General features: G+C 63.4%; 10 protein-coding genes. 8 read left to right on the forward strand and 2 right to left on the reverse strand.

All coding sequences use genetic code 11. The annotated features are described in order from the left end of the window. Positions 1 to 12: 12 nt before the first annotated feature. Both ENTMO_RS0106540 and ENTMO_RS0106545 read left to right on the forward strand, forming a co-directional pair. Positions 13 to 1,077 carry an efflux RND transporter periplasmic adaptor subunit gene (locus tag ENTMO_RS0106540; RefSeq protein WP_010428321.1) on the forward strand — a complete coding sequence of 355 codons (1,065 nt, stop codon included), beginning with the start codon at positions 13 to 15 and terminating at the stop codon, positions 1,075 to 1,077. A gap of 9 nt (positions 1,078 to 1,086) precedes the next feature. Next, on the forward strand, positions 1,087 to 4,221 hold the full coding sequence (locus tag ENTMO_RS0106545; RefSeq protein ID WP_010428322.1) for an efflux RND transporter permease subunit: 3,135 nt from the start codon (positions 1,087 to 1,089) through the stop codon (positions 4,219 to 4,221). Here ENTMO_RS0106545 and ENTMO_RS0106550 read toward each other — a convergent pair. Then, positions 4,172 to 5,293 carry a YbdK family carboxylate-amine ligase gene (locus ENTMO_RS0106550; protein WP_010428324.1) on the reverse strand — a complete coding sequence of 374 codons (1,122 nt, stop codon included), beginning with the start codon at positions 5,291 to 5,293 and terminating at the stop codon, positions 4,172 to 4,174. The two genes, ENTMO_RS0106545 and ENTMO_RS0106550, sit on opposite strands and share 50 nt — an antisense overlap. 105 nt (positions 5,294 to 5,398) lie before the next feature. On the opposite strand from ENTMO_RS0106550, the gene ENTMO_RS0106555 reads away from it, so the two are divergent. After that, the gene (locus ENTMO_RS0106555) at positions 5,399 to 6,289 is read left to right on the forward strand and encodes an oxidoreductase (protein WP_010428325.1); all 891 of its coding nucleotides are present in this window, start codon (positions 5,399 to 5,401) and stop codon (positions 6,287 to 6,289) included. Here the strand turns inward: ENTMO_RS0106555 and ENTMO_RS0106560 are convergent. Further along, positions 6,286 to 7,080: an AraC family transcriptional regulator gene (locus ENTMO_RS0106560; protein ID WP_029484998.1), complete on the reverse strand. Its 795-nt coding sequence runs from the start codon at positions 7,078 to 7,080 to the stop codon at positions 6,286 to 6,288. The genes ENTMO_RS0106555 and ENTMO_RS0106560 overlap by 4 nt on opposite strands. A gap of 76 nt (positions 7,081 to 7,156) precedes the next feature. On the opposite strand from ENTMO_RS0106560, the gene ENTMO_RS0106565 reads away from it, so the two are divergent. The 5 genes from ENTMO_RS0106565 to ENTMO_RS26475 all read left to right on the forward strand — a co-directional run. After that, positions 7,157 to 9,124 (forward strand): FUSC family protein, encoded by a 1,968-nt coding sequence (locus ENTMO_RS0106565; protein WP_010428330.1) that lies wholly within the window; start codon positions 7,157 to 7,159, stop codon positions 9,122 to 9,124. Beyond that, positions 9,117 to 9,332 carry a DUF1656 domain-containing protein gene (locus tag ENTMO_RS0106570; RefSeq protein WP_010428331.1) on the forward strand — a complete coding sequence of 72 codons (216 nt, stop codon included), beginning with the start codon at positions 9,117 to 9,119 and terminating at the stop codon, positions 9,330 to 9,332. The genes ENTMO_RS0106565 and ENTMO_RS0106570 overlap by 8 nt, the downstream gene beginning before the upstream one ends. Beyond that, positions 9,329 to 10,192, forward strand: a complete 864-nt coding sequence (locus ENTMO_RS0106575) for an efflux RND transporter periplasmic adaptor subunit (protein WP_010428332.1) — start codon at positions 9,329 to 9,331, stop codon at positions 10,190 to 10,192. The genes ENTMO_RS0106570 and ENTMO_RS0106575 overlap by 4 nt, the downstream gene beginning before the upstream one ends. 72 nt (positions 10,193 to 10,264) lie before the next feature. Beyond that, positions 10,265 to 10,702, forward strand: a complete 438-nt coding sequence (locus ENTMO_RS0106580; protein WP_010428333.1) for a DcrB-related protein — start codon at positions 10,265 to 10,267, stop codon at positions 10,700 to 10,702. A 17-nt stretch (positions 10,703 to 10,719) separates the two neighbouring features. Beyond that, positions 10,720 to 11,338 (forward strand): PAAR domain-containing protein (locus tag ENTMO_RS26475; RefSeq protein ID WP_010428335.1); only part of this gene is annotated, 619 nt, incomplete at its 3' end.

An 11,338-nucleotide genomic window follows, 5' to 3' on the forward strand; every position in this document is an offset into this window, starting at 1 on the left:
CGAGGTACTCCCATGAAATTCCCACTCCTGTTCGCTCTCCTCGCCAGCACCCTGCAACCCGCCTTTGCCGCCGCCATTCCCGTTCGCGTCGCCGCCGTGGAGCAGACCGCCCACGCCGCGGAGCGTCAGATCCCGGGTCGCATCGAAGCGATTCACACCGTTGAGCTCCGCGCCCGCACGGAAGGCGTGATTACCAAAATCCACTTCCGCGACGGGCAGTACGTGAAAAAGGGCGACGTGCTGTTCGAGCTGGACGACGCCGAGCCGCGCGCCTCCCTGCGCCTGGCGCAGGCCGAGGTGAGAAGCGCCGAAGCCACGCTGCGTCAGACGCAGCAGCAGCTTTCCCGCCTTGAAAGCCTGGGTAGCAGCAACGCCATCAGCCGTCACGACGTGGATAACGCACGCATGCAGCGGGACGTCGCCAGCGCCGCGCTGGAGCAGGCGAAAGCCCGTCTCGACACCCGCAGCGTCACCCTGAACTACACCCGCATCGCCTCGCCGATTGACGGACGCGTGGGGCACAGCAGCTTCCACGTCGGCAGTCTGGTCAACCCTGCGAGCGGCGTTTTGGTGGAGGTGGTCCAGCTCGATCCGATCCGCATCGCCTTTGCGCTGGAAGAGGGGGCGTTTGCCACCAAAGCCGGACAGCATGCGGATATCAGCGCCATGAAGCAGGCCTGGCAGGCGTTAATTGACAGCAACGGCCAGCGCGTCAGCGGTGAGCTGACGTCGGTGGATAACCGAATCGACCCGCGCACCGCCAGCGTGATGCTACGTGCCGAGTTTGCCAACCCGCGCCATCAGCTCCTGCCCGGTGGCAACGTGAACGTGACCCTGCGCCCGGCAAGCGAGCAGCCGGTTCTGACCCTGCCCGCCGCCGCGGTACAGCAGAACGGCGACGGGTTCTTTGCCTGGGTGGTTAATGCCGACGGCAAAGCCGAAATGCGCCCGCTGAAGGTCGCCGGACAGATTGGCCAGCAGTTCCAGGTTACCTCCGGCGTGAAGCCCGGTGAGCGAGCAATCACTGACGGCGCGCAGCGCGTGCAGCCCGGCGCTGCCGTCCAGATACTGAACTAAGGAGCCATCATGCTGACGTTTTTCATCAAACGCCCGCGCTTCGCGATGGTGATTGCGCTGGTCATCACCCTGCTCGGGGCCATCGCGCTGAGGATTATTCCGGTAGAGCAGTACCCGCAGATCACGCCGCCGGTCGTGAATGTGTCAGCGTCATGGCCCGGCGCCAGCTCGGCTGACGTGGCGGAGGCCATCGCCACGCCGCTGGAGACCCAGCTAAACGGCGTGGATCACATGCTCTATATGGAGTCCACGAGCTCGGACGAAGGCTCGTACAGCCTGAACATCACCTTTGCTGCGGGTACCGATCCGGACCTTGCCGCCATCGACGTGCAAAACCGCGTGGCGCAGGCCGTGGCGCAGCTTCCCGCCGAGGCGCAGCAAAACGGCGTGCAGGTACGCAAGCGGGCCACCAACCTGATGATGGGGGTAAGTCTTTACTCACCGAATAACACCCACACGCCGCTGTTCGTCAGCAACTATGCCAGCACCCAGGTGCGCGAAGCGCTGTCTCGTCTGCCGGGTGTCGGGCAGGTGCAGATGTTCGGCGCGCGCGACTACAGCATGCGCATCTGGCTGCGTCCGGACCGCATGAACGCCCTGAACGTCACCACCGACGACGTGGCGCAGGCGCTGCGCGAGCAGAACGTGCAGGGGGCGGCAGGCCAGGTCGGCACGCCACCGGTGTTTAACGGCCAGCAGCAGACCCTGACCATCAACGGGCTGGGACGTTTAAACCAGGCCGACGACTTTGCCAACATCATTATTCGCGCCGGGGAGATGGGCCAGCTGGTGCGCCTGAAGGACATCGCCACCATTGAACTTGGCTCGCGCAGCTACAGCTCCGGCGCGCAGCTCAACGGGCACGACTCCGCCTACCTCGGCATCTATCCGACCCCATCCGCCAACGCCCTGCGCGTGGCCGACGCGGTACGCGCGGAGCTGGAACGCCTCTCGACGCGCTTCCCGGACGACCTGGTCTATGAGGTGAAATTCGACACCACCTCCTTTGTTGCCGCCACCATTAAAGAGATCGGCGTCTCCCTGGCGCTGACCATGCTGGCGGTAGTGGTGGTCGTTTCCCTGTTCCTGCAAAGCTGGCGCGCAACGCTGATTGTCGCGCTCGCCATTCCGGTGTCGCTGGTGGGCACCTTCGCGGTGCTCTATACGCTCGGCTACTCCGCAAACACCCTCAGCCTGTTCGCCATTATTCTGGCGCTGACCATGGTGGTGGATGACGCCATTGTGGTGGTGGAGAGCGTGGAAACGCTGATGGCGGAAGGGCAGAGCCGCACGGCGGCGACCGCGCTGGCGCTACGCCAGATCGCCGGGCCGGTGATTGCGACGACGCTGGTGCTGCTGGCGGTGTTTGTGCCGGTGGCGCTGCTGCCGGGGATTGTCGGCGAGCTTTATCGCCAGTTCGCGGTAACGCTCTCCACCGCCGTGACGCTTTCAAGCCTGGTGGCGCTGACCCTGACGCCCGCGCTGTGCGCGATGCTGCTGCGTCCGCGTCCGGAGAAACCTGCGGCACTCTATCGCGTCTTTAACCGCGGGCTGGACGCCACGCGTGGTTTCTACACCCGCATCGTGAACGTTTTAAACCTGCGTCCGTGGCTGGCGCTGCTGGCCACCGCAGGCGCGGCGGCTGTGGTGGCGTTCAGCTTTATGTCGATGCCTAAAGGCTTCCTGCCTCAGGAGGATCAGGGCTACTTCTTCGCCAGCGTTCAGCTGCCGGAAGCGGCCTCTCTGGAGCGCACCGAAGCAGTGATGGCCACCGCGCGCGAGCTGATTGCCAAAAACCCGGCGGTGGAGGACGTGATTCAGGTCTCCGGGTTTAACATTCTCAACGGCACCAGCGCCTCCAACGGCGGGTTTATCTCCATCATGCTGAAGGACTGGAGCGAGCGGCCGCCGCTGGATGAGGTGATGGGCACCCTGCAGCGCCAGCTGCTGGCCCTGCCGGAAGCGACCATTATGACCTTCGCACCGCCGACGCTGCCGGGGCTGGGCAACGCCTCCGGCTTCGACCTTCGCATTCAGGCGCAGGCTGGGCAGAGCCCGGCGGAGCTGGAGCGCGTGACGCGTGAGGTGCTGGCGAAAGCCAACCAGCACCCGCAGCTGAACCGCGTGTTCACCACCTGGAGCAGCAACGTGCCGCAGCTGACGCTGACCGTTGACCGCGAGCGCGCCGCCCGTCTCGACGTGCCGGTGTCGCGCATCTTCAGCAGCCTGCAAACCGCCTTTGGCGGCACGCGCGCCGGGGATTTCAGCGTGAATAACCGCGTTTACCACGTCGTCATGCAGAACGAGATGCAGTGGCGCGAGCGCGCCGAGCAGATTAGCGAACTGTTCGTGCGCAGCAACAGCGGCGAGCGGGTGCGCCTGAGCAACCTGGTCACCATTACGCCGACCGTCGGCGCGCCGTTCCTGCAGCAGTACAACCAGTTTCCATCGGTGTCGGTGAGCGGCTCGGCGGCGGAAGGGGTGAGCAGCAGCACCGCGATGGCGGCGATGGGCGAGATTCTGGCGGAAAACCTGCCAGCCGGGTACGACTATGCCTGGAGCGGCATGTCTTATCAGGAGCAGCAGACCGGCAACCAGGCGATGTGGATCGTGCTGGCGGCGGTGGTCATGGCGTGGCTATTCCTCGTCGCCCAGTACGAGAGCTGGACGCTCCCGGCAAGCGTGATGCTCTCGGTGCTGTTCGCCCTCGGCGGGGCGCTGGTCTGGCTGTGGTTGGCGGGATACGCCAACGACGTGTACGTGCAGATAGGTCTGGTGCTATTGATAGCCCTCGCCGCCAAGAACGCGATCCTGATCGTGGAGTTTGCCCGCGCGCGGCGCATGGACGGGATGGCGATTGTCGATGCCGCGCGGGAAGGGGCGTCGCGCCGCTTCCGCGCGGTGATGATGACCGCCGTGTCGTTCATTATCGGCGTATTGCCCATGATGCTGGCGACCGGGGCGGGAGCCCAGAGCCGCCGCATCATCGGCACCACGGTGTTCAGCGGCATGCTGGTGGCGACCGTGGTAGGGATCCTGTTTATCCCGGCGCTGTTCGTGCTGTTCCAGCGCCTGCGCGAGTGGGGCCACGGCCTTACGGACTCTTCGCCCACAGCTCGCAGTGCTTCTGAACCAGAGAAATAAGCGAGCCGCCGTCGGCGATAAACTCCCGCATGCGCTGCGCCTCGCTCTTGCCCTGCTTTAACAGCAGGGCAATTTCATTGATTGCGCTCGTCGCGCCGAGCTTTTCGGCCGACGGCGCAACCTGCTCCAGCAGCCAGGCAATGTCTTCCGCCACGGTCTTGTGCTCGCCGGTGTGCACGTCCGTAAGGATCCCCTCCAGCCCATAACGACACGCCTGAAAACGGTTAAAGCGATACAGCAGGAAATCCTTCTCCTGATGCTTATAGGGCCGTGTGGTCAGCAGCCAGTGGGATGTCGCCTGGATCAGCCCGGCGATGTTAATCGCGTGGCCGAGCGTCAGCGGCGTATCCATCACCCGCACCTCCACGGTACCGAAGTGCGGGCTGGGGCGGATGTCCCAGTGAAGATCTTTAATGCTGTCGATCATGCTGGTGGAACTCAGGCGGCGGAACAGCCCCTCGAACTCCTGCCAGTTGTTGACCCACGGCATCTGGCCGTTATCCGGGAATCCTGAAAAAATGTTAAGCCGCGACGAGGAGAACTTCGTGTCCGTGCCCTGCATGTACGGCGAGGCTGCCGCCAGGGCGATAAAGTGCGGGACAAAGCGCGACAGGCCGTGCAGCAGGTAGATGGCGTCATCCCCGGTCCGACAGCCGACGTGCACGTGCTGGCCGAACACCGTTGCCTGCAAAATCAGGTAGCCAAAGCGCTCCAGCGTGACGTTATAGCGCTCGTCGTCGCACACCTCCTGACGCTGCCACTTCTGGAACGGATGCGTCCCGCCGCCGCAGATCTGAATATGCTGCTCCGCCGCGGCGCGCAGGATGCTCTGCTGCATCACCGAGAACTGCGCGGCCGCCTGGTCGATGTTCTGGCACACGCCGGTGGCGATTTCGAGCATGCTTTCGGTGATGTCGTGTTTGACCTCGCCGCCTTTGATGTCGTCTTTGACGGCGGCGATAAGCGCGGAGGAGTCCTGGCTGAGATCGTACCCCGGCGGGTTAACCACCTGCAGCTCAAGCTCGATACCGAGGGTAAAAGGTTCAGAGGATTTGAAATCAGGTAAAGGCATGGCGCACTCCGTTGTCTGTTGTGTGTTGAGTATAGACAACGACGTGGCGCTCACTTTACAGGGTGGTATAACTGTTAGCAGGCTTAGCGAAAAGGGGAGTTAACCATGTCTGACAATCCAGTGATTGCGCTGATTGGGCCTGGCGCAATTGGTACTACCATTGCCGCAGTGCTGCACGACGCGGGCCGCACGCCGCTGCTGTGCGGACGCACCGCGCATCCTGAACTGCGTTTGCGCGACGACGAGGGGGAAACGGTGGTGCCGGGTCCGGTATTAACCGATCCGGCCGCCATCACGCGCCCTGTCGATCTGGTATTTGTGGCGGTAAAAACGACGCAAAATGCCGACAGCGCCGGGTGGCTGCGGGCTCTGTGCGATGAAAACACCGTGGTCTGCGCGCTGCAAAACGGCGTGGAGCAGAAAGCCCAGCTGGAGCCGTGGGTCAACGGCGCGACGGTGCTGCCGTCGGTGGTCTGGTTCCCGGCGCAGCGCGAGCCGGATGCCTCCGTGTGGCTGCGCGCCAAACCGCGCCTGACGCTGCCGGACGTGCCGCAGGCGCAGCGGGTAGTGGAGGCGCTTCGCGATACGCGCTGCGCGGTTGAGCTCTCGGAAGATTTCGCGAGCGTCGCCTGGCGCAAGCTGCTGCAAAACGCGGTTGCCGGGCTGATGGTGCTGGCCAACCGCCGCGCCGGGATGTTCAGGCGTGAGGATGTAAGCGAACTTTCGCTGGCCTATCTGCGCGAGGGGCTTGCCGTCGCCCGCGCCGAAGGGGCGAAGCTGGACGATGCTGTGGCCCAGGAGATTCTGGCGAACTTCCAGCGCGCGCCTGAGGACCTGGGCACGTCGATCCTTGCCGACCGTCAGGCCGATCGTCCGATGGAGTGGGATATCCGCAACGGCGTGATCCAGCGCTACGGCCGCAAACACGGTATTGCGGTGCCCATTAGCGACGTGGTGGTGCCACTGCTGGCGGCGGGGAGCGAGGGGCCAGGCTAACGGCCGCTGTTTTTCCGTTCGGCAAAGTAATGCGCGGGCGTGCTGCCCATCGCTTTTCTGAACATGGTGATAAACGCGTTCACGGATTCGTACCCAAGCGCTGTCGCCACGTTCTGGACCGGCACGCCGCTTGCCAGCTCCCGCAGGGCAATAACCAAATGCAGCTGCTGGCGCCACCGCCCGAAGCTTAGCCCCGTTTCGCGCTGCATCAGCCGCGCAAAAGAACGTTCGCTGAGGGCCAGCCGCTTCGCCCACGCCTTCAGGGTGCTTCTGTCCTCCGGGCGGCTGACCAGCGCGTCGGCCATGGCGCGAATTTTCGGATCGGCTGAGACCGGCAGGCTCAGCTTCTGCCGCGGCATGCTGGCGAGCTCGTCCAGCGTCACCCGGGTCAGCCTGGCGACGTGGCCGTCGGGAGGATAATCAACGCCTTCATGCGTCAAACGATCGACCAGCTCCTTAATCAACGGCGAGATCGCCAGCGTGCAACACTTCTCCGGCAGCGCCGCCGCGCCGGGCTCAATAAACAGATAGTTCAGGTGCGCGTTCCAGGTCGCTTTCGCGCTGTGCGGGATCCCGCCCGGGATCCAGACGGCGCAGTCCGGCGGCACGATCCAGATATCGTTTTCCGCATAACAGCTGACCGCGCCATAGCGGGCAATAATCAGCTGCCCCTTACGGTGGGTGTGTACCGGCACTTCTGCGGCGTAGTCCACGAAGTCCAGATGACGCGCCACGGCAGGAGAGGCTGTGGCGTCAGGGTCATACAGCGTATGAGCGAGTTGAGGCTTCACGATTCTGGCAACATTTAGGTATTTTTTGACAGAATAGAGTATTTAAGCGGGTCTGCAAGCCGGTAATAATCCCGGCATGAATAAAATCTTCTCTCATCCCGCACTGCGAAACGACGCGGGGGCGCTGATCTACGCCGCAAAGAGTTTTGCTGCGGCGATGCTCGCGTATTACCTCGCGCTGTCGATCGGCCTTGAGCGTCCCTCGTGGGCGATTATTACGGTTTACATCGTGTCGCAGACGTCGGTGGGGGCATCGCTCAGCAGAAGCCTCTACCGGCTGGCCGGTACGGTTGTCGGGGCCTGCGCGACCGTTCTGATTGTGCCCACCTTCGCGAATACGCCGATCCTGTGCAGCGCGGTGCTGACGGGCTGGATCGCGTTCTGCCTGTGGCTCTCCCTGCTGGAGCGCACGCCGCGAGCGTACGCTTTTGTGCTGGCGGGCTACACCGCGAGCCTGATTGGCTTTCCGGCGGTGTCCGATCCCGGCGGCATCTTCAACGTCGCTATTGTCCGCGTGCAGGAGATCGCGATTGGGATCCTCTGCGCGGCGCTGATCCACCGCTACGTGCTGCCCGCTCGGGTATCAGAGCTGTTCAATGCTAAATTATCCCAGACGCTACGGGCCGCGCGCGGGCGGGTGGCGGATACCTTAGCGGACAAACCCGACGCGGCTTCCGGCCCGCTGCATCTGGCCCTGGCGCTGCAGTTCCTGCAGGGAATCAGCCACCATATTCCGTACGATTTTGCCCTCTCAGCCCCGGTGCGGCAGGCCAGAAAAGCGATTCACGACCGGCTGGCGCGGCTCGTTATTATCAACTGTGAACTACACGATCGCCTGCCAGCGATCGGAACCTTGCCCGCCGACGTGCATACGCTGCTGGGCGACGTTCAGGCCTGGCTGGCCGGTGAAGGCGATGATCCCAGCAGCACGGCAGAGGCGCTGCGGCTCCGCTGTGCGCTTCTCGTCGATCGGTATGCCGCGCAGGCGCAGACATTTGACGACGCGCTGCAGGTCAGTTTTATTCGCTACCTCTCGGAGGCCATCGCTCTTCTGCAGCAGTGCGAGCGCCTTTCCGGGGCCATTCGCCACGCGAAACCGGCCTTCGGGGAGGTACCAACTCGAGCGGCAAAAGGCTACGTTTTCCACCGCGACCCCCTTACCGCCGCACGCACGGCGCTGGGGGCTTTCGCCATTATCCTGAGCGGCTGCCTGGTGTGGATCTTCTCTGCGTGGCCGGACGGCGGAACGGCGGTGTCGATACTCGGCGTCTGCTGCACGCTGTTTGGTAGCTTCGACACCCCGGCGCCGCACATTGTGAAGTACATCATTGGCTCGTTCTGGGGCGTGGTGATTAGCCTGCTCTATAGCTTTGCGCTGCTGCCGCAGGTGAGCGATTTCCCGGTGCTGGTGGCGATGCTTGCCCCGGCGTATCTGCTGGCCGGGTCGCTTCAGGCGCGCCCGCCCACCACGTTTATGGCGATGGGGATCACCCTGACGCTGCCCATTCTGTGCGAGCTGGGCGCGCGCTACAGCGGAGACTTCGCTGTAGCGGCCAACACCGCCATTGCGCTCTTTGCCGCCACCGGTTTTGCCGTCGTCAGCATGAGCCTGCTGCAAACCGTGCAGGCGGACGCCGCCATCGCGCGCCTGCTGAACATCTGCCAGCGCGACATTCGCCGCAGTGTGAAGGGTACGCTGCGGGTGGATGAAACGCACTGGATCAACCTGATGATGGACCGCACCGCCCTGTTGCTGCCGCGCCTGCAGCGGAGTGAACATGCGCCAGAGCAGGCGCTCGATCGGCTGCAGCACGCGCTGCGTCTGGGGCTTTCGGTTATGCATTTACGCCGCGGTGATATACCGCCTGGCGGTGAAATGGACGGGCTTTTTAATCAGATCAATACCGCAGACCGCAGCCCCTTGCGCGAACGCATCGCCGATATCATCGAGCGGCACCTGCCTGCGGCAGATGAACATACGCGCCAGTTTGTCTTCAGGCTGGTGGATCTGCACTGTGCATTACGGGAGCCAGAACATGGTTAACGATCTCAATATCGGCGGCGTTTTTATTCCGGGGCTGCTGACGGTCGCCCTTGCGGCGCTGGTCTGCACGCTGAGCCTCGTGGCGCTTTTCTCTCTCAGCAGGCTCTACCGGCACCTGCCGCTTCGTCCGCTGCTGGACGTTTCCACCTGGATTGTCACCTTTTTCCTGCTGATGCAGGGCCTGACCGCGTTGGGGTTATTGTCATGAAATCACTGCTCTCTTTACTGGTTCGCTATGCGCTGACGTTAAGCGCGGCCGCAGCTGCCACGCTTCTGGCGTTTATGATGTGGAAACACTACGCCCAAACGCCGTGGACCCGCGACGGCCGCGTGCGGGCGGACGTGGTGCAGATTGCGCCGGACGTCTCCGGGCCGGTCATCAGCGTGGCCGTGCGGGATAATCAGTGGGTGAACCGGGGCGATGTGCTCTATACCATCGATCCGCGCTGGCTCAGGCTGGCGGTAGCCAGCGCGCAGGCGGACGTCGAGTCGAAACGCCATGAGATGCTGATGCGCCAGGATGCGGCCCGGCGACGCACGCTGATTAAAAACGCCATCTCCAGCGAGGATTTGCAGCAAACCGGCAGCGCGGCGAACGTCGCGGCGGCCAACTATCACGGTGCGCTGGCCGCGCTGGATCTGGCTGAGCTTAATCTGGCGCACGCCACCGTCCGTGCGCCGGTTTCGGGGTACGTCACGCACCTGCGGCTTCGCCCCGGAGACTATGCGACGGCGGGGGAGACGAAGGTCGCCATCGTTGATGCCCACAGCTTCTGGGTGGTGGGGTACTTTGAGGAGACCAGGCTGCGCCATATTCGCGTTGGGGATCGCGCGCGGGTCGCGCTGATGGGCTTCGAGCCTGTGATTACCGGGCACGTGGAGAGCATCGGGCACGGGATCGGGGACAGCAACGATGAGACGGGCGGGCTGGGTCTGCCCGACGTCGAGCCTACCTTCAGCTGGGTGCGGCTGGCGCAGCGCGTGCCGGTGCGCATTCATATCGACACGCTGCCGCAGGGGATTGAACTGGTGGCGGGGCTGTCGGCGAGCGTGTCGGTGGGGCAATAATCTGGGGATAGTCAGCCTTAAACACATATGCGAAACTTACCGCTTCTGAAAATATGTGGTGGGACCCGCTCAATGTCAGAATCATCTTCGCAGTGCCTTTTCAATGAAGGACTGATTAACTTTCCTGAGGGATATCAGGATCGTACCGTTAACGTTTTCGCGCCGCCCGCGGCGGATGCGCCGGCGTTCAACATCTCCCGCGATGCCCTCAACTCCGGCGAAGCGCTTGCCGCGTATATTGATCGCCAGCTCGCCCTGATGGAAAAACACATCAAGGGCTGGAAGCAGGGTGAGCGAAGCGCCGCTACGCTGGGCGACGGCCTTTTACAGGGTGAAACCGTTCATGCCAGCTACCTGCGCGACGGGAAACGCATCTGGCAGCAGCAGGCGGTGTTTAACGTCGATGGCAATAACATTCTGGTATTCACCATGACCTGCACCCGCGCGCTGGGCGATGCCGACAGTGCGCTGTTTGGCGAACTTCTCAGGAGCTTCCGCTTCCACCATTAACTTCAGGGACCGTTGTTATGTTTGAAGCAGCACGCGTTGGTGATGATATCGGCCACTCCGGTGCGCTGGCCGGGATGATTGCCGGAACGATTGTCGGTGGCCTGATTGCCGCCGCCGGGGGCATTCTGGCGGGGGCCATGTTTATTGCCGGTCTCGGCGCATCCTGTCTTGGCGTGGGCGTCCTGCTCGTCGGCGCCAGCCTGGCCGTGGGGTATTACACCGGGGAGCTGGCAACCGCCGCCCGGGACAGCATCGCGGACGCCGGGGCATCCAGCATGACGAAGAAAGGCGTCATCACCTCCGGCTCGCCCAACGTGTTTATCAACGGTAAACCCGCCGCGCTTGCCACCGATAGCACCGTCGACTGTTCTGACGACGGCTCGCAGCAGATGGCCGAAGGCTCTAAGCGCGTCTCCATTAACAGCCAGCCTGCCTCCCGCATCGGGGATCGCACCACCTGCGACGCGAAGGTGATGACCGGTTCGGACAACGTCATTATCGGCGGCGACCCGCAGCAAACCCTTCCCATTCAGTCTGAAGTGCCCGAGTGGCTCTACAAGGTCTCCGATCTTACCCTGCTGTTCGCCGGCCTGCTCGGCGGGTGGGGCGGTGCCGCTGGCAAAGTTGGGGCGCTCT

Origin of the sequence: Enterobacter mori LMG 25706 (assembly GCF_000211415.1) — a bacterium.
Classification (GTDB): Bacteria; Pseudomonadota; Gammaproteobacteria; order Enterobacterales; family Enterobacteriaceae; genus Enterobacter; species Enterobacter mori.

Bases quoted from the DNA above. Each gene is read 5' to 3' on its own strand.
- ENTMO_RS0106540 (WP_010428321.1), top strand. From the start codon at position 13: ATGAAATTCCCACTCCTGTTCGCTCTCCTCGCCAGCACCCTGCAACCC.
- ENTMO_RS0106545 (WP_010428322.1), top strand. From the start codon at position 1,087: ATGCTGACGTTTTTCATCAAACGCCCGCGCTTCGCGATGGTGATTGCG.
- ENTMO_RS0106550 (WP_010428324.1), bottom strand. From the start codon at position 5,293: ATGCCTTTACCTGATTTCAAATCCTCTGAACCTTTTACCCTCGGTATC.
- ENTMO_RS0106555 (WP_010428325.1), top strand. From the start codon at position 5,399: ATGTCTGACAATCCAGTGATTGCGCTGATTGGGCCTGGCGCAATTGGT.
- ENTMO_RS0106565 (WP_010428330.1), top strand. From the start codon at position 7,157: ATGAATAAAATCTTCTCTCATCCCGCACTGCGAAACGACGCGGGGGCG.
- ENTMO_RS0106570 (WP_010428331.1), top strand. From the start codon at position 9,117: ATGGTTAACGATCTCAATATCGGCGGCGTTTTTATTCCGGGGCTGCTG.
- ENTMO_RS0106575 (WP_010428332.1), top strand. From the start codon at position 9,329: ATGAAATCACTGCTCTCTTTACTGGTTCGCTATGCGCTGACGTTAAGC.
- ENTMO_RS0106580 (WP_010428333.1), top strand. From the start codon at position 10,265: ATGTCAGAATCATCTTCGCAGTGCCTTTTCAATGAAGGACTGATTAAC.